General features: G+C 46.1%; 23 protein-coding genes. 9 read left to right on the plus strand and 14 right to left on the minus strand.

Annotation, left to right across the window (positions count from 1 at the left end):
* Both VR7878_RS08110 and VR7878_RS08115 read right to left on the minus strand, forming a co-directional pair.
* The coding region (locus VR7878_RS08110) for a transposase (RefSeq protein WP_139343958.1) at nucleotides 1-164 on the minus strand (164 nt) is incomplete at its 3' end.
* 66 nt (nucleotides 165-230) lie between these two features.
* Nucleotides 231-1,100, minus strand: a complete 870-nt coding sequence (locus tag VR7878_RS08115; RefSeq protein WP_077335086.1) for a DMT family transporter — start codon at nucleotides 1,098-1,100, stop codon at nucleotides 231-233.
* 93 nt (nucleotides 1,101-1,193) lie between these two features.
* Between VR7878_RS08115 and VR7878_RS08120 the strand changes: the two genes are divergently transcribed.
* Nucleotides 1,194-2,084 carry a LysR family transcriptional regulator gene (locus VR7878_RS08120; protein WP_077335088.1) on the plus strand — a complete coding sequence of 297 codons (891 nt, stop codon included), beginning with the start codon at nucleotides 1,194-1,196 and terminating at the stop codon, nucleotides 2,082-2,084.
* A 45-nt stretch (nucleotides 2,085-2,129) separates the two neighbouring features.
* Here VR7878_RS08120 and VR7878_RS08125 read toward each other — a convergent pair whose 3' ends face one another.
* From VR7878_RS08125 to bolA, 9 genes are all read right to left on the minus strand, one after another.
* Nucleotides 2,130-3,197, minus strand: a complete 1,068-nt coding sequence (locus VR7878_RS08125) for a PA0069 family radical SAM protein (protein WP_077335090.1) — start codon at nucleotides 3,195-3,197, stop codon at nucleotides 2,130-2,132.
* 264 nt (nucleotides 3,198-3,461) lie between these two features.
* Entirely contained in the window at nucleotides 3,462-3,695 is a 234-nt protein-coding gene (gene nqrM, locus VR7878_RS08130) for a (Na+)-NQR maturation NqrM (RefSeq protein WP_077335092.1), read from the minus strand.
* A 251-nt stretch (nucleotides 3,696-3,946) separates the two neighbouring features.
* Complete coding sequence (gene nqrF, locus VR7878_RS08140; RefSeq protein ID WP_077335096.1) at nucleotides 3,947-5,170, minus strand: NADH:ubiquinone reductase (Na(+)-transporting) subunit F; 1,224 nt, start codon at nucleotides 5,168-5,170, stop codon at nucleotides 3,947-3,949.
* A 32-nt stretch (nucleotides 5,171-5,202) separates the two neighbouring features.
* Nucleotides 5,203-5,799, minus strand: coding sequence for an NADH:ubiquinone reductase (Na(+)-transporting) subunit E (gene nqrE / locus VR7878_RS08145; protein ID WP_077335098.1), 597 nt, complete (start codon nucleotides 5,797-5,799; stop codon nucleotides 5,203-5,205).
* Nucleotides 5,800-5,805: 6 nt separating this feature from the next.
* The gene (locus VR7878_RS08150; RefSeq protein ID WP_077335100.1) at nucleotides 5,806-6,438 is read right to left on the minus strand and encodes an NADH:ubiquinone reductase (Na(+)-transporting) subunit D; all 633 of its coding nucleotides are present in this window, start codon (nucleotides 6,436-6,438) and stop codon (nucleotides 5,806-5,808) included.
* On the minus strand, nucleotides 6,438-7,223 hold the full coding sequence (locus VR7878_RS08155) for a Na(+)-translocating NADH-quinone reductase subunit C (protein ID WP_077335102.1): 786 nt from the start codon (nucleotides 7,221-7,223) through the stop codon (nucleotides 6,438-6,440). Before VR7878_RS08155 ends, VR7878_RS08150 begins: the two co-directional genes overlap by 1 nt.
* Nucleotides 7,210-8,460 carry an NADH:ubiquinone reductase (Na(+)-transporting) subunit B gene (locus tag VR7878_RS08160; protein WP_077335104.1) on the minus strand — a complete coding sequence of 417 codons (1,251 nt, stop codon included), beginning with the start codon at nucleotides 8,458-8,460 and terminating at the stop codon, nucleotides 7,210-7,212. The genes VR7878_RS08155 and VR7878_RS08160 overlap by 14 nt, the downstream gene beginning before the upstream one ends.
* A 5-nt stretch (nucleotides 8,461-8,465) precedes the next feature.
* Entirely contained in the window at nucleotides 8,466-9,806 is a 1,341-nt protein-coding gene (locus tag VR7878_RS08165) for a Na(+)-translocating NADH-quinone reductase subunit A (RefSeq protein WP_077335106.1), read from the minus strand.
* A 465-nt stretch (nucleotides 9,807-10,271) separates the two neighbouring features.
* Complete coding sequence (gene bolA, locus VR7878_RS08170; protein WP_077335108.1) at nucleotides 10,272-10,586, minus strand: transcriptional regulator BolA; 315 nt, start codon at nucleotides 10,584-10,586, stop codon at nucleotides 10,272-10,274.
* A 183-nt stretch (nucleotides 10,587-10,769) separates the two neighbouring features.
* On the opposite strand from bolA, the gene VR7878_RS08175 reads away from it, so the two are divergent.
* From VR7878_RS08175 to csdA, 7 genes are all read left to right on the plus strand, one after another.
* Entirely contained in the window at nucleotides 10,770-11,906 is a 1,137-nt protein-coding gene (locus VR7878_RS08175; RefSeq protein WP_077335110.1) for a methyltransferase, read from the plus strand.
* Nucleotides 11,907-12,112: 206 nt separating this feature from the next.
* Entirely contained in the window at nucleotides 12,113-12,682 is a 570-nt protein-coding gene (locus tag VR7878_RS08180) for a YajG family lipoprotein (RefSeq protein ID WP_077335112.1), read from the plus strand.
* Entirely contained in the window at nucleotides 12,682-13,281 is a 600-nt protein-coding gene (locus tag VR7878_RS08185) for a peptidylprolyl isomerase (protein WP_077335114.1), read from the plus strand. Before VR7878_RS08180 ends, VR7878_RS08185 begins: the two co-directional genes overlap by 1 nt.
* Nucleotides 13,282-13,292: 11 nt before the next feature.
* The gene (locus VR7878_RS08190; protein ID WP_438874077.1) at nucleotides 13,293-14,660 is read left to right on the plus strand and encodes an AmpG family muropeptide MFS transporter; all 1,368 of its coding nucleotides are present in this window, start codon (nucleotides 13,293-13,295) and stop codon (nucleotides 14,658-14,660) included.
* Nucleotides 14,661-14,718: 58 nt separating this feature from the next.
* Nucleotides 14,719-15,615 carry a 2-dehydropantoate 2-reductase gene (panE, locus tag VR7878_RS08195; RefSeq protein WP_077335115.1) on the plus strand — a complete coding sequence of 299 codons (897 nt, stop codon included), beginning with the start codon at nucleotides 14,719-14,721 and terminating at the stop codon, nucleotides 15,613-15,615.
* On the plus strand, nucleotides 15,605-16,207 hold the full coding sequence (locus tag VR7878_RS08200) for a DJ-1 family glyoxalase III (RefSeq protein ID WP_077335117.1): 603 nt from the start codon (nucleotides 15,605-15,607) through the stop codon (nucleotides 16,205-16,207). Before panE ends, VR7878_RS08200 begins: the two co-directional genes overlap by 11 nt.
* Before the next feature lie 5 nt (nucleotides 16,208-16,212).
* Entirely contained in the window at nucleotides 16,213-17,415 is a 1,203-nt protein-coding gene (gene csdA, locus VR7878_RS08205) for a cysteine desulfurase CsdA (protein WP_077335119.1), read from the plus strand.
* A gap of 40 nt (nucleotides 17,416-17,455) precedes the next feature.
* Here csdA and csdE read toward each other — a convergent pair whose 3' ends face one another.
* The 3 genes from csdE to mltA all read right to left on the minus strand — a co-directional run bounded on the left by csdE (nucleotide 17,456) and on the right by mltA (nucleotide 19,918).
* Nucleotides 17,456-17,887: a cysteine desulfurase sulfur acceptor subunit CsdE gene (gene csdE, locus VR7878_RS08210; RefSeq protein WP_077335121.1), complete on the minus strand. Its 432-nt coding sequence runs from the start codon at nucleotides 17,885-17,887 to the stop codon at nucleotides 17,456-17,458.
* Nucleotides 17,888-17,903: 16 nt separating this feature from the next.
* Nucleotides 17,904-18,713 (minus strand): tRNA cyclic N6-threonylcarbamoyladenosine(37) synthase TcdA, encoded by an 810-nt coding sequence (gene tcdA, locus VR7878_RS08215; RefSeq protein WP_077335122.1) that lies wholly within the window; start codon nucleotides 18,711-18,713, stop codon nucleotides 17,904-17,906.
* A 101-nt stretch (nucleotides 18,714-18,814) separates the two neighbouring features.
* Entirely contained in the window at nucleotides 18,815-19,918 is a 1,104-nt protein-coding gene (gene mltA / locus VR7878_RS08220; RefSeq protein WP_077335124.1) for a murein transglycosylase A, read from the minus strand.
* A 198-nt stretch (nucleotides 19,919-20,116) separates the two neighbouring features.
* On the opposite strand from mltA, the gene argA reads away from it, so the two are divergent.
* A complete protein-coding gene (gene argA / locus VR7878_RS08225) occupies nucleotides 20,117-21,460 on the plus strand; it encodes an amino-acid N-acetyltransferase (RefSeq protein WP_077335126.1) in 1,344 nt (447 codons plus the stop codon).
* The last annotated feature ends 108 nt before the right edge of the window (nucleotides 21,461-21,568 follow it).

Consider the following 21,568-nt stretch of genomic DNA (forward strand, 5'->3'; position numbering starts at 1 on the left):
AGCCGACGGGCTTCGGAGACATCCATTCCCGCATATTTTTTGCGCCAGGTGTAAAAAGTCGCATCCGAGATCCCGTGTTTACGGCACAACTCCCTGACGGGAATACCTGCTTCGGCTTCTTTAAGAATGGTAATGATCTGTTGTTCGTTGAATCGCTTCTTCATGTTCATCATCTCCTTGGTTGGATGAACATCACTAAGTATAGACTGGACTAGATTTAGGGGAGCAGGTCACGTAATCACAATCGCAATACCGAGTAATTGTAGCTGCGTGACAGCCTGACCAAGCATGAATGAGGTAAGTACTGAAAAGATTGGAACAAAGTTGAAAAACAGAGCTGCATTGGCTGAACCAAGGTGTCTCACCCCATTTAACCACAACAAGTAACCCGCAACAGTGCCGAATACACCAATGTAAACTACTTCCGAGATCCCCAATCCGGTACTATTCCACAATTCCGTAAACGGATGTACTTGCGGTGATACCAGACACATGATACCAATCACCGAAGCACCGCTCAGCATACCGACGAAAGTATAAGGAATCACAGGCATCCAACGGCTAATCCCCTGACTGAAATAGGTATAAAAACTCCAAGCAAGCATCCCACCAAAGATCAACTGATCACCGTGGTTGATCCGCATGGAGAATAACGCTTCAAAATGACCGTTCGTAATCACCATCAATACACCTGCCAGACTCACCAAGAGACTAAAAGTTTGTACCAAAGACGGTAAAGTCCGCAGTGCAATACACGCAATGAGTGATGTCATCAGTGGGCTCAGCGCCATAATTAATGAACCGTTGGTCGCATTAGTCGTCGCCAAACCAGTAAACAGGCCGAGGTTGAGACCACCAACCCCGACAATACTGACCGCAATGACCCAACACCATTGATATACGCTCAAGTGCATTTTGGGTATACGTTTAACCTTTAGGTATACCACCAAACATGAGGCAGCAATCACAAAGCGCCAGAACACTAAGGTGAGCGCGTGTACTTCTTCTAACGCATGTTTACCAATTGGAAAGCTGCTGCCCCAAAAGAAGGTACAGATAATGAGTAGAACAACCGCTTGTATCATTGAATTAGATTTCATCGTCACTCCGAATGACTTGTCAAAACTTATTGAGTAGTGTATTAGTTTCAATAATTAGATAAACAAGCAATTTTAAGACGGTAAATACCAATAATGAAACCTGGTTATTCATTGGACGATCTACGCTGTTTTTGTGCTGTAGCACGTGCCGGCAGCTTCAAAGAAGCAGCCCAATCTTTAGGGATGCCTCTCTCAACATTGAGCCGCCGTATCCGACAACTTGAAACGGATCTACAGCTTCGGCTACTCAATCGGGACGCTCATCGGGTTGCATTAACCAGCACCGGAGAGCAATATTTTCAGCGCTCCGCGATGCTGTTCGACGAGCTTAATGGTATCGACGAAGATCTTCATCGGGATAAATATCAGCCGCAGGGAAAAATCCGTATTTCTGCACCAATCAATGCTGGCTCATACTTCCTACGAGATATCTTTTATGATTTTTTGCTGCAATATCCGGATATTCAGCTCGATCTGAATTTTTCCAACTCTCTGATTGATATTGAAGCGGAAGGGATGGATGTTGTGTTTCGGGTCGGCGATCTGGTCGTCGACAACTGGATTGCCCGGCCACTAAAACATATCCATTTTATTTTGTGCTCCCATTCTGATTACGATACTTCCGGCATCACAACACCAGAAAAGCTATGCGGTCATCCCACCATTATTTGTCGCCCTATGATACCGTGGCAGTTAGTACACAAAGAGAACGGTGAAACGTTTGATTATCAACCCAAGAGAAGAATCAGGCTGGAAGTAGACGAAATCCTGACATTAGTACACGCCATTAAAGCAGGGCTCGGTATCGGATACGTGCCGGATTACTTTGCACTGCCGATGATAGCTCAGGGGGAAATCAGCCATGTGCTGCCTGACTGGCACAGTAAAGCGCGCACATTATTTATGCTATATCGCGATCGTGACAGTTTACCAATGCGAGTACGCCTGTTCATCGAATTTGTTATCAAGCACTTTGAACAGTAATGGTATTTTAGAGTTGCAATGAATATACGAATTCGCCTTGTTAATCTAAAACAACGCCATTTGATCACCACACTGAGGCGGGACTTGAAAGCGGCTACAATCCAACTGTTCGGACTTTCGTTCTTCAACACTCATTTTACGCCGTGCCAGATGGAAGCGTTGTCGAATGAAATCAGCATAAACCCCGGTACCAGTCATTCGTTTGCCAAATTCACCTTGATAGAGTTGTCCGCCATGCATACTACGGAGATGACTAAGGACTCGCTCAGCCCGGAGAGGAAAATACGTGTGTAACCAATCTTCAAATAAGGGAGCAACCTCATGGGGTAAACGTAACATCACATATCCGACACGCTCAGCACCAGCTTCAACACTTGCCTGAACTAATGTCTCCATTTCATGATCATTAATAAAAGGGATCACCGGCGCAATCATCACTGTCACAGGTATATTTTTTTCGCTCAACGCACGAATCATTTTTAAACGGACAGACCCCGGAACCGCTCTGGGCTCGAGCCGACGCGATAAGTCATTATCAAGTGTGGTTAAACTGACACCGACATGAACCAGATGCTCTGAGGCCATCAATTGCAACAGGTCGATATCTCTCAAAATCAGAGAGCTTTTCGTGATCAAAGAAACCGGTTGTCTATATGCATAGGCAATATTCAATAGGCTACGAGTGATCTTCAGTTCTTTTTCTATAGGTTGATAGGCATCAGTATTGATACCGAGCGCAATCGGTTGACACTGATAATTCGGATGTCTGAGTTCTTTTTCAAAAATCTCGGCTGCATTTATTTTGGCCGTCAGGCGTGTTTCAAAATCAATACCGGGAGAAAGATCCAAATATGCGTGCGTCGGACGGGCAAAACAATAGATACAACCATGTTCGCAGCCCCGATACGGATTCACCGAAAGACGGAACGGAATATCCGGCGACTGGTTCGATGTAATCAAGGTTTTTGCATATTCGTAACGGATCTCAGTCTCTGGTGAAGAGACTGGATGAAAATCATTCTCCGTCTCTATAATGTGAACTTCAAAACGCCCGGGAATGGCAGACATCGTTCCACGGCCTTGAAATCGTTTTCCAGATACATCGCGTGACATAATAACAACTCACAATACTGTTTTTATATACAGTATATCATAAGTAATATTTCTCGATATCGCGATCTAATTTTTGTCATTCACGAAACTACAATCATGTCCTGCATGACTGATACTTTCAAAAACTAACAATCGCATGCAATACAGGTAAGCAAGGAATTGATGAATGGAGTCAGACGGAGAAAAGATTAGGATGGGATGCAGCTCTCAATGCAAAAGGGTACTCGTTGAGAGCAACATAGATATAAACCAAGTCCAGCTCAGTTAAACAATACGGTCTTTGTTCCACTCAGCTAAACGTTCAGCTCTGGCAGCAGCTTTTGCTTCACGTTTCTTGCGAGCATCACAAGGTTCAGGGCAGTTGCAAACTTTTTCAATCCCGACAGCGCCCAAGCCGCCACAGCTACCACTCACCATTTTCTTTTGGAATATATATCCAACCGCCATTGCAGCAATCACAACAACAAACATTGCAAAAGTGATTAGGAAAGTACTCATATTTATACCTCATTCACGGTTTAGACTGGCGGGAAACAATCCGGAGACGGTTTCTTTGAACTCAAATAACCACAATGTCAGTGATTCATTCACAGACTGCTCCTCTTGCCCGATGACCAAAAGCCTTAATCTCACCAAGCTTTGGCTCCCAGATAAGAGAGCTCTGTGATTCACCTACAAAATACAGCATCTGGATAAAACAATGGCTGACTTTACAGCCAGCCATATTATACAAGAGATGAAATGACAGCTTAACCGCCGAAGTCATCCAGAAGAATATTCTCTTCTTCGACACCCAGCTCTTTTAGCATGTTAATCACAGCTGCATTCATCACTGGTGGTCCACACATGTAGTATTCACAATCTTCAGGAGCATCATGATCCTTCAGATAGTTCTCATACAGAACGTTGTGAATAAAACCGGTATAACCATCCCAGTTATCTTCTGGTAATGGATCGGACAGCGCACAGAACCATTTGAAGTTGTCGTTTTCTTCTTGCAGTTCATCAAAATCTTCTACGTAGAACATTTCACGCTTCGAACGAGCACCATACCAGAAACTGATCTTACGTTTAGACTTCAGACGTTTCAGCTGATCAAAGATATGTGAACGCATTGGCGCCATACCAGCACCACCACCGATAAAGACCATTTCTGCATCGGTATCTTTAGCGAAGAACTCACCAAATGGACCAGAAATTGTAACTTTATCGCCTTCTTTCAGAGACCAGATATAAGATGACATTTGACCTGGTGGTACATTCGGATTATTCGGTGGCGGAGTTGCAATCCGAACATTCAGCATGATAATGCCAAATTCTTCAGGATAGTTTGCCATCGAATATGCCCGAATGATGTCTTCGTCGACTTTCGACTCATAACGGAACAGGTTAAATTTTTCCCAATCAGAGCGATACTCTTCAGGGACATCAAAATCAGAGTACTTAATATGGTGTGCCGGTGCTTCAATCTGGATATATCCACCCGCACGGAACGGTACAGATTCACCATCAGGGATTTGTAACTTCAGCTCCTTAATAAAAGTCGCCTTGTTATCATTGGAGATAACCGTACATTCCCACTTTTTCACCCCAAAGATATCTTCCGGCAACTCAATTTCCATATCTGTTTTTACGGAAACCTGACATGCCAGACGTTCACCTTCACGAGCTTCACCTTTGGAAATATGGCTTAATTCTGTAGGAAGAATATCACCACCACCCGATTTCACTCTTACTTTGCACTGGCCACAAGAGCCACCACCACCACAAGCGGATGAGACAAAAATCCCCGATCCCGCCAGTGCGCCCAGAAGTTTACCGCCCGGGCTTGTGACGATCGCTTTATCAGGATCGTCGTTAATTAGAATCGTAATGTCACCTGTTGGAACCAGCTTAGATTTGGCGAATAGAATCACCAAAACTAAAGCCAGTACAATCAGAGTAAACATCACTACACCAAGAATAATGTCCATTGACTATTCCTTATTGCTGCGGTTTACCCGACTTACAGTTGAACACCAGAGAATGACATAAAGCCTAACGCCATTAGACCGACCGTGATAAACGTGATACCAAGACCACGCAACCCGGGAGGGACGTCAGAATATTTCATTTTCTCACGGATACCTGCAAGCGCAACGATTGCAAGCATCCAACCAGCACCGGAGCCAAAGCCATAGACAATTGACTCAGCAAAATCATACTCGCGCTGTACCATAAACGATACACCACCAAAGATCGCACAGTTCACCGTAATGAGCGGTAAGAAAATACCCAGTGCGTTGTATAAAGGTGGGAAGAAACGGTCAAGTACCATTTCCAGAATCTGTACTAACGCGGCGATTACCCCGATGAAAGTGATAAAGTTCAGGAAAGTCAGATCAACACCATCGACCAGTGCATTTTCTTTCAAAACAAGGTTATAAACCAAGTTATTGACTGGCACAGAAATGGTTAACACAACAGTAACGGCAATCCCCAAGCCAAATGCTGTTTTGACTTGCTTTGAAACAGCCAGAAACGTACACATCCCCAGAAAGAAAGCCAGAGCCATGTTTTCCAGGAAAATGGATCGTACGAGCAAACTAATATAATGTTCCATTGTTCCTTACTCCTTCGCTTCCACTTGTTCTGGTTTGAATACACGGATGATCCAAATTAAGAAGCCGATCAAGAAGAATGCAGATGGTGCAAGCAGCATCAAACCGTTTGGCTGATACCAACCGCCATTATTTACCAATGGCAGAACTTCCATCCCAAAAATCTTACCCGAACCGAATAATTCACGGAAAAAGCCGACGCTGATCAGGACAAAACCATACCCGAGGCCATTGGCAATTCCATCAATTAATGAAGGAATCGGGGCTTCTTTCATCGCAAATGCTTCAGCACGTCCCATAACAATACAGTTCGTGATAATCAGACCGACAAAAACTGAAAGCTGTTTAGAAATTTCATAAAGATATGCTTTCAGAACTTGGTCAACCACAATTACCAATGAAGCAATAATTGCCATCTGGACAATAATCCTCACACTGTTAGGAATATGGTTGCGAATCAATGAAACGAAAAAGTTAGAAAGTGCAGTTACAAACATGACCGCTACCGTCATTACAAATGCTGTTTCAAGCTTCGTCGTGACCGCTAATGCAGAACATACACCAAGAACCTGTAACGCAATCGGGTTGTTGTCCAACACTGGCCCTAACAGACTCTTTTTCAGATCTTTCACAGTAGACATTAGTTCAGACCTCCGTCACGGACTTTTGCCAAGAATGGACCAAAGCCCTTATCCCCCAGCCAGAAGTCAAATTGATGCTGGACGCCCATACTGGTCAGAGTCGCACCTGAGAGTGCATCTACACCATGTGTCGATCCTGCAGGAGCACCACCTTTGACAATCTTAATTGCTGGTTTGTGATTTTCATCATAAAGCTTTTTACCGACAAACTGTTGACGCCAGTTTGGGTTTTCCACTTCACCACCGAGCCCGGGAGTTTCACCTTGCTCATAGTAAATGATGCCATCAACTGTATTACCATCTGTCTCTACAGCAATAAAAGCATACATCATTGACCATAGCCCTTTACCATGAATTGGCAGGATCAGACGCTGAATTTTGCCATCACGCTTCACAAGATAGACCAAACCATAATCAGCTCTATAGCGGATTTTCGCCGGGTCTTCAGATTCAGACAGTTTTAATGATTCTGATTCATTTTTTGAAGCAGCTCGCTGATCATACTGAGAAGCTGTTTGCCCCTCAGGGGTCTTCTCAACAAGTTCACCGGTTTTAAAATCTACCAGTTTCGGCTCGATATATTGTGTGTAAAGTTCTTTTACACTGCCGGATGACATATCAACACCGGAAACTTCCAGAATTTTTTCCTGTTTATCCCGGACTGCATTTGTTTGTTGCTGACTACGCAGCCCTACAGCTGCCGTTGAAACGATGATTGAGCACACTAAGCTCAATACGATAACAACAAACAACGTTTTCTTAATGCTATCGTTATTGTTTGCCATAGCGCGCTAATCTCCGTTTGACATTCTTTTCAACAACAATATGGTCGAATAATGGTGCAAAAAGATTCGAGAACAGAATCGCCAGCATCATACCTTCCGGATAAGCTGGGTTAACAACACGAATCAGAACACACATTGCTCCAATCAACATTCCATAAGCCCATTTACCTTTATCGGTAAACGATGCTGAAACGGGATCGGTCGCCATAAAGAACATACCAAAAGCAAATCCACCCAAAACCAGGTGCCAATGCCAAGGCATATTAAACATAGCGTTGGTATCAGAGCCAATCACATTGAACAGGGTTGAAAGCGCAATCATACCGATCATCACACCACCGATAATCCGCCATGAAGCAATCCCCATGTACACGATAAAAGCAGCACCAATAGCAAGCGCTAACGTAGACACTTCACCAATCGAACCGGGAATATTACCAAGGAACGCATCCATCCAAGAGATAGTAGCACCTGTGACATTATTCACTAATGCACTATGACCACCTTGTGCCCATTGACTCAGCGCTGTTGCACCGGAGAAACCATCAGCGGCGGTCCAAACCACATCACCGGAGATCTGAGCCGGATAAGCAAAGAACAGGAAAGCACGGCCAGCTAATGCTGGGTTGAGGAAGTTACGCCCCGTACCACCAAAGACTTCTTTACCGACGACAACACCAAAGGTGATCCCCAGAGCGGCTTGCCATAAGGGCAATGTAGGCGGAACAATCAGTGCAAACAGAATTGATGTAACAAAGAAACCTTCGTTGACTTCATGTTTCCGTACAATACAGAACAAGACTTCCCAAAAACCACCGACAATAAATACGGTCAGGTAAATCGGAAGGAAATATGTCGCACCAAGCAACATTTTACTGCCCCATCCTGCCGAGTCGGCCATCAGGGTACCGCCCAATAGTTCAGTAAACCAGTAATGCCAGTTGCCATCGATCACACTTGCCAGTTGTTGACCTTGATACAAGTGATTTAATGCAGCAATTGCCTGACCACCAGCGTTATACATCCCCCAGAACATTGCAGGGAAAACTGCCAACCAGACCATGATCATGATGCGCTTTAGATCAACGCTATCACGGACATGCGAGCTTTTTCTTGTTACCGTGCCCGGTGTATAGAAAATTGTTGCTGCTGCTTCATACAGTGCATACAACTTCTCATACTTGGCGCCCGGCTCAAAATGATGCTCGATGTCTTCAAGAAACTTTTTAAGACCCATGGAAATTACCCTTCCTTCTCAATCTTGTCGAGACACTCACGAAGTAACATGCCGTACTCGTATTTGCCCGGACACACAAAGGTACACAGTGAGAGATCTTCTTCATCAAGCTCTAAAATCCCAAGACGCTGAGCACTGTCAGTGTCACCGGCACAGAGATCGCGAAGCAGCAATGTCGGTTCCATATCAAGTGGCATTATTTTTTCATAATTGCCGATTGGAACCATTGCACGCTCACTACCATTTGTGGAAGTCGTCATATTGAAAAGCTGGCCTTGGAAAAGGTGTCCAAGGTACGAACGTGTGACTGAGAATTTATGTTTACCGGGAACTAACCAGCCAAACAATTCTTTCTCACGACCTTCTCGAAGCACTGAAACTTGCAGATGGTAACGGCCAAGATAAGCATGAGGACCACTGGCTTTCACTCCGGAAAGGACTGAACCAGAAATCACGCGAACTTCTCCGGGCATAATTTCGTTATCGATCAATTCGTCTAAGCTAGCACCAATTGTCGTACGGACCAGACGAGGTTTATTCACCACCGGTCCCGCCAGAGAAACCACACGATCAACGTACAGCTCTCCGGTCAAGAATAAATGACCGATCGCAATAACGTCCTGATAGTTGATACTCCAAGCGACATGGTTGAGATCCACAGGATAGAGGAAATGCATGTGTGTTCCGGGCAATCCGGCTGGATGTGGCCCTTCGAAGACATGCTCTTCCACATTCGATTGAGCTGAGCGAGGTAAGCTCTTTCCTTGTTTACAAACGTAGACTTTACCTTCTGTCAAAACAGATAAAACGTCCAAACCTGCAACGAAAGCATCTGATTGTTCATTGATAATCAGTTGCGGATCAGCAGCCAAAGGATTTGTATCTATTGCAGTAACAAAGATAGCCTTGGTTGCAGAATCGATAGCAGGAACCTTGCTAAAGGGACGAGTACGGAACGCAGTCCACATGCCGGAATCAACCAGCTGTGTTCTCACTTGCTCGCTATCCAAGCTTGCAAGTTGACCGGCGTCAAACTTACCGAATGTCTCCTGCGCATCACCGGCAACTTCAATCACAACAGATTGAAGTACCCGTTTTGCACCACGGTTGACTTCGACAACTTTACCGCAGACTGGTGAAGTAAATTTCACGCCCGGGTTCTTCTTATCTTCAAAAAGAACTTGAGCTTTCTTTACTTCATCACCTACGCGGACATGCATCGTAGGACGCATACCAACGTACTCTTCGCCAAGCAAGGCGACTTTGCTGATGGTTTTACCATCACTTATCACCTGGGAAGGAGTTCCAGCAATAGGAAGATCCAATCCCTTCTTTATTGTAATCATACGCACTTGCACTTTTATCGGGAAAAAGATTCTTTAAAATTCTGTAAATAATTGGCTTTGTTTAGTTATAAACAACGGACGCAAACGTCAGGAAAACTAAATAAGCCCTAGACACGACACTGGTATCCAGCCTTGATTCTTATTTATAACAAGGTTGTAACACCTTATTCAACAACACGTCTCTCACTGAAGTGAGACATATTTATCAGACACGGGAGTGTACCATCTTTTAGGCATTTGATGCCATGATCTAAGCTGCTTTTCTTTCTTCATTACGGTGCTATATCATGCAAAAAATAATCATAATTTTGATGAATAGCACACTTATCATAAGTAATTACGAAGACGTATATTTTTAGTAAATTAGGTTGCTTAATCAAATAGATAAACAGATTTAAACTACAATCCGTCATGATGACAATCTGCATCTCTCATGATTGTAAATGCATTCGGCTCGCCACCCGTTCAGTTCTCTTTATGGCCACCACCATGACACATAGGGCTATCAGGCACCTGCATATTTTGTCGCCACTGTTCCGGGGTGTAGGTATGAATCGACAATGCATGAACCGAACCTGCTAATTCATCCGCTAAAACCTGATTGACTGCACGATGTTGTTGTATTAAACGTTGTCCATCGAACGAAGAGCTGACAATCACAACTTTGAAATGACTTTCAGAGCCGGCTGGCACATTGTGCATATAACTTTCATTCAGCACTTGCAGATATTCTGGCTGAAATGCCTGATGTAACTTCGCTTCAATCGTTTCTTGTATCATGTACGTTCTCTCTTCGAAGTCACCGGAAAAACGTGTTGAGCACAGCTAAAAATGTTCCGATGATCCTGTGGCGACATATATTACTACTCTCTGACGTTTAGAAAAAGGTTTCAGTTTCTTGTTTGTGCTGCATTTGCGACAATAATCGACAATTTAATAAATCGACTCACCTGATTAAAAACGATGAAGACAGAATTATCATTCAATGACCGCACACTGACATTACATCGCTACCCTGAGCAACACTATGAAAACTTACAGGCATGGGATGCCGGAGACGAATATCTGATTCGTCATGTTGAAGCCATGGCATTATCGCCCGGCAAACATATCCTCATTCTGAATGATCATTTTGGCGCACTGGCATGTTGGTTTGCCCGGGATCATCACGTCACGCTGATGAGTGATTCATATCTGTCACATCAAGGCGTGCAACAAAATTTAGCCCGAAACGGCAACGACACAATCGCCTGCCTGACAACAATGGCTGAGATCCCTGCTGATATTGATTTGGTTTTATTTCAGTTACCCAAAAATAATCGCCATCTCATCTGGCAACTCACTCAGCTCCGCACCGGTCTACCGGAAAACTGTCCGGTTATTGCGGTCAATAAGGCAAAAGAAATCCATACATCGACATTGCAGTTGTTTGAGAAATATCTGGGCACGACTCAGACTTCGCTGGCCTGGAAAAAACATCGCTTGGTGTTTGCCAGTGCCGATGCCCCTCACCAGTCGGTATCCCCGGAATTGATATGGGACGCAGAGATAGATCACCAGCCGATCCGGTTGGTTAATCTACCCAATGTCTTCTCCGGAGAAAGTCTTGATCTGGGGGCGCGCTTTTTTCTTTGTCACATTCCGGCAAAACCGAACTGCAAACACATTATCGATTTAGGATGCGGTAACGGTGTGCTCTCAATCAAAGCAGGACAACAAAATCCTCAAGCCGCTTTAACTTGTATCGATGAAAGTTTTATGGCCGTCGAATCAGCCCGAAGGAATTTACACTATCATTTCGGCAACCGGGCAAATATGCAGTTTATCGCGAATAATTGTCTGGATGGTTTAGCCCCCGCGTCAGCGGATTTGATTTTATGTAATCCACCGTTTCATCAACAGAATGCCATTACCGATCATATTGCCTGGCAGATGTTCTGTGATGCAAAGCATGTTCTGGAAAAGAGAGGTGAATTATTAGTGATCGGTAACCGTCACCTCGGCTACGATGGAAAACTCACAAGAATATTTGGGAAATCTAACGTAAAAACTGTCGCGATGAACAAAAAATTTGTTATCTTACAGGCAACTAAACCGTAAGCCGCTAAACTTCTGACCATGTGGGTCAGAGAACATGAAAGACAATGGATAGATGATGTCAAACCGCGCTATTCTCTCTTCAGTTTTCTGTATCGGCTTATGGATGAATCTAGGATGTTTTTACACACACTTAGCGTTCCACACAGACTTGGTTTTCCATACATATCTGTTAACGTGATTACTCGATTTTGAACAAGGAACCACTCATGAAAAAACTGGTTATTGCAGCGACTGTCGCACTGCTTGCCGCCTGTTCAGGCCCACAGCAGCAACAAATCAACTTTGCCCCTCAGCCGGCCCTCAGCCAGAGTGATATTGTAAAAGGGAAATCGTTTACTCTGACGAGTAAAGATGTCAGAACCTCTCAATATGTTGCGTTAGTTGATAGCGGACGTGCCCACATTGAACCGGTTCATGCACGTCAGAATGTTCGTATCGCGATTGAGAATGCGTTGTCACAGCAATTTTCATCTCAAGGTTTTACAACCAGCGTCAATAGCGAAAACTCCGTGACTGTTGAAATCCAAGAAGCGTTGGTTTCAGTCAAGCATTCAATCATGGAAAGCGAAATGAACGCCAGTGTTGTGCTTGAAATCACCGCGGAAACCCCAACCGGTAAATTGGTAAAAACTTACCATGGTACCGCAAAGAAAACGTCAACATTTAGTGCATCAAATGATGATATCGAAATGGTCTTTAATGATGTCGTCAATAATGTCCTGAAAAAAGTTGCCCAAGATGATGAGCTGAAAAACTACATGCGGGAGCACTTTTAATGCGTCGGTATCGCTTCTCAGCTATATTGGCCTGTTGGCTTTTTTCACTGTTTAGTCTCGGAGCTTCTGCCTCCCCCAGTGTGGCATTTGAAACCACACTGGGTTCATTTACAGTCGAATTGAACAGCGAACAAGCGCCGGTCACAGTCAAAAACTTCTTGCGTTATGTTGAAGACGGCAGTTACGTCGGCAGTATTTTTCACCGCGTCATTCCCGGATTCATGGTTCAGGGTGGCGGATTCAGCACCCAAATGGAGCGATTGAAAACTTATCCGCCAATCGCGAATGAAGCCAGTAACGGTCTGTTAAATCAAACCGGAACCATTGCAATGGCCAGAACGCAGGATCCGAACTCGGCAACCCGACAATTCTTTATCAACTTGGTTGATAATGATTTTCTCAATTATGGAGAACGGCCACCGGGTTACGCGGTGTTTGGCCGGGTCACTTCAGGGATTGACGTGATTCAAAAGATAGGTCAACAAAAAACAGGTGTCCGGAATTACATGAAAGATGTTCCGGTAGAGCCAATTATTATCACGCGTGTTTTTGTTGTCCCTGAAAAAGACACCACAGCAACGACGCCACCAGCACAATAGAGGTTTATTCGTTGCAAAAATCATCCAATACGTGGAAAGCGACTGTTCAGAGTTATCTTGATAAACGCTTAGCATGGGTTCTCATGCTCGGCTGTTCCAGTGGCTTTCCTTGGGTCTTGATTGGTTCCAATATGTCCGGCTGGCTCAAAGATGCAGGATTTACCAATACAGATATCGGTTATTTCAGTAGCATCTTTGTCGCCTATTCGGTGAATTTTTTATGGTCTCCTCTCGTCGACCGGCTCCATATCCCGCTGGTGAGCCGATGGCTCGGGCAGCGGCGTAGCTGGATTTTTGTCTGCCAATGCATCATCTTGTTGTGCACATTAGCTATTGCTTCGTTTTCCAACCCTACCACGCATTTTATGATGACCTACGTTGTGGCACTGGTCATCGCATTTGTCTCAGCGACTCAAGATATTGCGATTGATGCTTTTCGAATCGATAGCTTCAATAAAGCTGAAGAGTCAAAGCTGCCTCAGGCTTCAGCAATGGCGGTTATCGGTTGGTGGACCGGGTATTCTTTGCCCGGCTATCTGGCATTTACCAACGCAGATCAGTACGGCTGGAACACGGTCTATTTTGGGATGGCAGCAGTGATGGTTGTGCTGATAATCTTCACGCTGATGACCAAAGAGCCTGTCACCCACCGGGATCGTTTACAGCAAAAAGCGGAAGCTCGTCATCATCAATATATTCAATCCCCGGCACTGTTGTGGATTTCTGTCACCGTGGTTGAGCCGTTTATTGATTTCTTTAAACGAAACGGGATTCGGGTTGCGTTAACCATCTTGCTGTTCGTGTTTTTGTTCAAAATTGGCGAAGCATTTCTGGGCAAAATGTCGATTTCATTTTACCGCGAGGTGGGTTTCAGCAATGAGCAAATTGGTTACTATTCGAAACTACTCGGCTGGTGGGCAACGATGCTCTTTACCCTGCTCGGAAGTATGGTGACTGTCCGATTTGGTATTGTTAAAGGGCTCCTGATCGGCGGTATCGCCATGTCAGCCAGTAACCTGATGTTTGCTTGGATTGCCCAAACAGGACCAAATGAGCACCTGTTCCTTGCAACCGTACTCGTTGATAATTTTACCACCGCATTTTCGACCGTCGCCTTTGTCTCGTTCCTTACCTTAATGACAGGGCAAGCCTTTTCTGCAACCCAATATGCACTATTAGCATCTTTAGGCAATGCCGGGCGTACCGTCCTCTCATCCTTCAGTGGTGCACTGGCCGATTATCTGAACAACTGGCCGTTATTTTTTGTCCTGACCGCGGTGATGGTCGTCCCAAGTCTGATCATGCTCTACTCACTCCGACATTACTTTAACGGTATGCTGGAAAAAGCAAAAGCATCCAGAAAACAGGATTGCATTTAAATCAGGCTTGATTAGACTCGCTAATCGTTGGGAACAAATCAATGAGCCATCGTAAAACATGAATATTCTGGTGATTGGCCCGGGAGCGATAGGCTCGCTTTGGGCCATCAAATTACAACAAGACGGACATCAGGTCGCAGTATTTGGCAGACAGACAGACTCTGAGTATCAATGCCAATTCGATGAGTCGTGCTACACATTTAACAATCGTCAGGCCGATGACGTCACACACGCTGATCTTATTTTGGTGACCGTCAAAGCGTGGCAGGTTGCTTCAGCCCTTGATTCGCTGCCCCAGCCAATCAATCCGGACACCATTATCATGCTGATGCACAACGGCATGGGCAGCCTCGATACTATCGGCTCATTATTACAGACCAACCCCGTACTGCTGGCAACCACCACCCACGGTGCCTTCAAACCATCATCATCACAACTCATCCATACCGGGCAAGGTGAAACTTTAATTGGTGCCGCAAATGCTCAAGGTGGCCGGTGTCAGTTTCTGAGAGACGTCTTCGATCATGCATTGCCGGCAGTTCACTGGCACCCACAGATTGAACACGCACTATGGCGAAAACTTGCCGTCAATTGTGTGATCAACCCTTTAACCGCTATTCATCAATGTCCGAATGGCGAACTCGCACGCCCTGAGTATCAAGCTATCATCACCCGTTTGATTGCCGAAGTAAGTACCGTGATGACGGCTGAGAGTATTCCGGTAAATCTTGAACAGCTGACCGCTCATATTTACCAAGTCATCCACGCAACATCGAAAAATCAGTCGTCGATGCATCAGGATGTTTACTACCGAAGAAAAACTGAAATAGACTTTATTACCGGATACCTGATCAGAAGCGCGACAAAACACGGCATTGCAGTCCCGGAGAATGACACGTTATATCAACACATCAAAACACTGGAACAACAATGGGAGTCACTCAATGAGTTATAACATTTTGGTACCAATTGCGACCGGCAGTGAAGAGATCGAAGCCATTACAATCATTGATGTGATGGTTCGGGCAGGTTATCACGTTGTGATTGCCAGCGCAGATCCGACCGAACAACTCGTTGTAAAGGCTTCACGAGGTGTCATGTTGACCGCTGAAGTCCTGCTCCATCAGGTGACCGAACAATCGTTTGATGCAATTATTTTGCCCGGAGGGCTCACCGGTGCAGAAAACTTTCGCGATAATCCGCTCCTTATTGAGCAACTCAAACAGCAAAAACAGGCCGGACGACTGGTCGCTGCAATTTGTGCGGCGCCAGCGCTTGTATTACAGCATCATCATCTGTTTCCGGATGCGCAGCTCACCTGTCATCCGAACTTTCAGCAGCAGATTCCCGAGGCTCAGAGAAGTGCACAACGCGTCGTGTATGACAGCTCCGCTAACCTGTTAACCAGCCAAGGCCCCGGAACCGCCTTAGAATTCTCTCTGGCAGTGGTTCGTCTGCTCTCCGGAGAACAACACATGAGGCAGGTTGCCGAACCAATGGTTCCGCCTGCCGGCATAACCCCAGCTCAACCGCTTAATGAGTCGTAACCGCAATGACACTTGATATTTCGGCCATTCGCCAACAATTTTCGTCGTTAAATGATGCTTCCTATGTCTATCTGGACAGCGCTGCAACCACGCAAAAGCCGCAATGCGTGATTGATCGACTCTCTCACTATTACCAACATCAGAACGCCAATGTGCACCGTGGCAGCCACCACCTCACGGCCGAAGCAACTCAAGCATTTGAACAAGCTCGCTCATTGGTTGCCAGTTTTATCGGCGCAGCCTCGGAACAAGAAATTATCTGGACAAGAGGGGCAACAGAATCCCTGAACCTGATCGCTCAGAGTTGGGGCAGAGCAAACTTAGCCGCCGACGACGAAATACTGGTGAGTGAAACCGAACATCACGCCAATATCGTGCCGTGGCAATTAGTTGCGGAGCAAACCGGCGCAAAGGTTGTCAAAATCCCGATGACAGCACAGGGTGAATTTGGCTGGGAGGCTTATACAGAACTGCTCAATACCAGAACCAAACTGGTGGCTGTCGCCCACATGACCAATGTCACCGGTGCCCGCCTACCGTTAGAGGCGATTATTCCGCTGGCTCATCAGACAGGGGCTTTGGTTGTGGTGGACGGCGCACAAGGCATTGTCCATGAACCCGTCAATATGGTTGAGATGGATGCTGACTTCTATGTATTCTCCGGACATAAACTGTATGCGCCCACCGGTATCGGTGTCCTGTATGGTAAAAAGCAGCTGTTAGATGCCATGCCGCCTTGGCAAGGGGGTGGCAAAATGGTCGAAAAGGTTTCTTTTGAACAAACCACATTTACCGGATTACCCGGTAAATTTGAAGCAGGAACCCCCAACATAGCCGGTGCCATTACGCTGGCTGAAGCCATTCGCTGGTATCAGTCTGTTACAGTCGAAGACCGGGAACGGCACCTGCACCAGTTACAACAGCTGGCCTATCAGGGGTTAAGTCAGTATGAAGATGTGCGGGTCATCGGATACCAGCCAAACGCCAGTATTCTCAGTTTTGTGGTGGAAGGCGTGCATCATCAGGATGTCGCAACACTCTTGGATCAACAAGGCATCATTGTCAGAGCCGGGCACCACTGCGCACATCCTTGTATGGATGCATTCGGCATTCAGGGAACCGTTCGTCTGTCTTTCGGGATGTATAACACCATCGAGGATGTCAAAAAATTCATTACCGCGTTGGACAAGAGCCTGAGCTTTTTCTAACGGCAGCACTCTGAACACCGAGTCATACGCTGCCCATTTGTCAGTGTTGACTCAGTGTCTGGATTTGCCCGACGATCGCACGAAGACCGTTCCCCCGGGACGGGCTGAGATGATTCAACAGTCCTAAACGGGAAAAGTAGTCTTCAATGGGAAAAGCAGCAATCTCATCACGCGTTTTGCCTTGATAAGCTGCCATTACAATCGCAATCAATCCGCGAACAATTCTGGCATCGGAGTCGGCACAAAAGAACCACTGATCCTGTTCTGATTCAGCCACCAGCCAGACCTGACTCTCACAGCCGGAAACCTGAACCCGTTCGGATTTCAAATCCTCCGGCATCACGGGTAACTGTTTCCCCCACAAAATCACCTGACGATATTTGTCTTCCCAGCCATGCAGGTTTTCCATGACCTGCTGAATATCGTCAGCAGTAATTTCGCGACCAAATGGCGACAGCGGTAAATTTGACATGTTCACTCCCCTTCCGTCACTGTTGATATTTGCGGATCAATTTTTCGACAATTTTCGCAGCTGCGACAAAACCAAAGCTCGCTGTGACCATGGTTGCCGCGCCAAATCCCGTCGCACAGTCCATCCGCTTCGGCCCTTCGGCTGTCGATTTCATCGCACATACTGAGCCATCAGCCTGCGGATATTTGAGTTGTTCTGTCGAGAAGACACACTCAATGCCAAATTTGCGAGCCGGATTTTTCGGAAAATGGTAGTCGCGCCGTAAACGGTCTTTCAATTTCTTTGCCAACGGATCCTGAATCGTACGAGTCAAATCCGCCACTTGTATCTGAGTCGGGTCTATTTGCCCGCCGGCACCACCAACCGTGATCACTTTGATTTTATGTCGTCGGCAATAGGCTAATAAAGCCGCTTTGGCTTTCAGGCTATCGATAGCATCCAGCACATAATCAAATTCCGCTTTCAGATATTCATGCTGGTTCTCAGGCGAGATGAAATCATCAATTAAATTGACGCGACACTCGGGGTTGATCAGCCGGATGCGCTCCGCCATCACTTCAATTTTGCTTTGACCGACCGTACCTTGCATCGCGTGAATCTGACGATTAACATTGGTTACGCACACATCATCCATATCGATCAAGGTCAGCTCACCGATGCCGGTTCTCGCCAGTGCTTCAGCGCCCCATGAACCAACGCCCCCCAAACCAATCACACAGACATGCGCTGCCCGGAGGATCTCAACCGCATCATGGCCGTACAGACGACGGGTTCCGCCAAAACGCTGGTTGTAATCATCAGAAGCCGGCGTATTTAATTCACGCATCACATTCCCCAAAGTCAAAGCTATTTTGAAAAAACACTCAAAAAGAAAGAGTGCGTTTTATACGCACTCTTGCTGCAAAAGTCTAGACAACCAACCGTAAACTATTCTAACTTTTCTGGCGGTAAAGCCCACGGTGCCTGTGTCGGGGAGTTTTCTAACCCCAACTTCCATACCCGGCCAAAATGACGATAGTGACCGGCAGCAATCCCTGCGCGTTCGCCCATACCGTGATATAGATCGAGATGATTATCTTTTACCGCACCACCGGTATCGAGCACAATCAACACGCGCAACTCATGTGTCCCGCTCCAGCTGCCATCGGCATTGAGTAATGGCACTTCAGCCAAAATCGGGGTGCCCATCGGAAAAATCCGTCGGTCACCGGCAACCGAAGCCATAGGGAGTAGCTGAATACCTGCTGAACCGGTCACCGGAGCCGCGGCTCTGGGTTCAAAAAACACATAGGAAGGATTTTGTTCCAGCAAGGTTTTTACCTCATCTTCAGGATGTGTCATCACCCAGTGCTTAATCGCTTTTAACGACATTTTTTCCCGTGGGATCTCGCCCTGATCGATCAGCACTTTGCCGATACTGATATAAGCCTTGCTGTTTTTACCGGCATACGCAAAATATTCCAGAGAGTCGTCATCTCCGAAATGAACAAACCCACTGCCCTGAACTTCCATGATGAACGGGTCAATCAGATTGGCGGCATAACCGAGTTCTAACCCTTGTCCGGCGAGCGCTCCGGCATAAATTTGTGCCCGGGTCGGGCAATCAGCCGTACAGGCCGGCATCGCATACAGTGGGTAACGAAACTCGGCATCAGGTGTATGGCGCAGTTCAATCACCGGAGAAAAATAGCCCGTGAATAATACATTACCTTGCTCATCGCCCCCCTGAAGCTGGGCAGCCTGAATCCCGTACTGCTGCAATTGTGCAGGGTCACCGCTTTTTTGTATCCACTCTTTGAGATGTTGATAAAGCGGCTGATAAAGCATCGCCAGTGACGGAGAGTTTTGCACGACCAAATCACTCTGAAGCGGAAATTCAGTAAAGTCTCGCGGCGCATTCGATGTAATGTGCTCAGTGCGGTTGAGATCATCTGGCAATGTGCCGTCGAGATACTGCTGAGCACGATCGGTCGGGTGCACACACCCATTGAGTATCACAGACGCCAGCATCAAGCCCAATATTTTTTTCACAGTTTGTTTTCCATCATTTACGGTTGGCAAAGCATGACAAATTGATCCATCATCTGCAATCGGCAGGACGGATATTTAAGTGAAATTGAACAACTTCTGACGTACAGAAAGTCATGGATGAAAAAGCAATAAAAAATACTTGCTCAAGATTGAATAAAAAGTCATTATTTCAACATAAATAAACATGGATATTTTACTGTGAAAAACAGAAGTACTGCACTGGTTAAAGGCTTTCGCCAATCAACACCATACGTCAATGCTCACCGTGGGAAGACAATGGTCATCATGCTCGGCGGTGAAGCAGTTGCGGACAAAAATTTCACCAATATCATCAGCGATATTGCCCTGCTTCACAGTCTGGGAGTCAAGCTGGTCGTGGTGCATGGCGCTCGTCCGCAAATCAATCAGATTTTACAGGAACAAGCCTGTGCGACGCCCTACTATAAAGGCATTCGAATCACCAATGAGAAGGCTTTACCGCTCGTCATGCAGGCCGCAGGTCAGCTTCAGCTCTCTATTACCGGTAAACTCTCCTTAAGCCTGAATAATACACCGATGGCCGGAAATCAGCTGAATATCGTCAGCGGTAACTTTGTCATTGCTCAACCTTTAGGGATTGATGATGGGATTGATTACTGTCACAGCGGACGGGTACGCCGCATCAATATCGATGGGATTAACCGGGCTTTAGAGCAGGGCTCCATTGTCTTGCTGGGACCAATCGCCAGCTCAGTCACCGGTGAATGTTTTAACCTGCTGTCGGAAGAGGTCGCCACGCAAGTTGCGATTCGACTCAAAGCCGACAAGCTAATCGGATTCTGTTCCGAACAAGGTATTATTGATGAACACGGCAATGCAATTGCGGAGTTGTTCCCGGCAGATGTCGAAGCACTATTAAGCCGGATGGAACCCGATCCGGAAGATGAAGAGCAACAGGATAATCATACCGGCAGAGTTCGCTTCCTCAGAGCTGCAATTTCAGCCTGTCGTGCGGGCGTACCGCGCAGCCATTTGGTCAGCTATAAAGAAGATGGTGCTTTGATTCAAGAACTGTTCTCTTTTGATGGTATCGGGACTCAGGTCGTCATGGCCAGCTCAGAACAAATCCGTCAGGCGACCATCGATGACATTGGTGGTATTTTCGATTTAATCCAGCCTCTGGAAGAGAAAGGGATTTTGGTTCGCCGTTCGAGAGAACAGCTTGAGCAAGAAATTCATCGTTTCACCATCATTGACCGCGATGGTCTGATCATTGGCTGTGCCGCGCTTTATCCCTATGCTGAAGAGAGCATGGCAGAAATGGCATGTGTTGCGATTCATAACGAATACCGGGACAGCAATCGTGGACTGATGCTACTGAATCACATGAAAGGTCAGGCGAAACATATGGGCATCAAAGCAATGTTTGTGCTCACCACGCATAGCCTGCACTGGTTCAGAGAACAAGGATTTGTCGAAATGGATGTCAGTTCACTGCCGGCAATCAAACAAAACCTGTACAACTACCAGCGCCGCTCCAAGGTTTTATGCCTCGAACTATAACGGGCGGGCTTGGATAACCACTTGATGCGATAAGTCATGTCAATGTATCCAAGCCCGCTGCTGCTGAGAGTAAGATTAAAAGGTTAAATTGCACTGAAACCGAACAAA

The organism is Vibrio ruber DSM 16370 (assembly GCF_900163965.1).
Lineage (GTDB): Bacteria > Pseudomonadota > Gammaproteobacteria > Enterobacterales > Vibrionaceae > Vibrio > Vibrio ruber.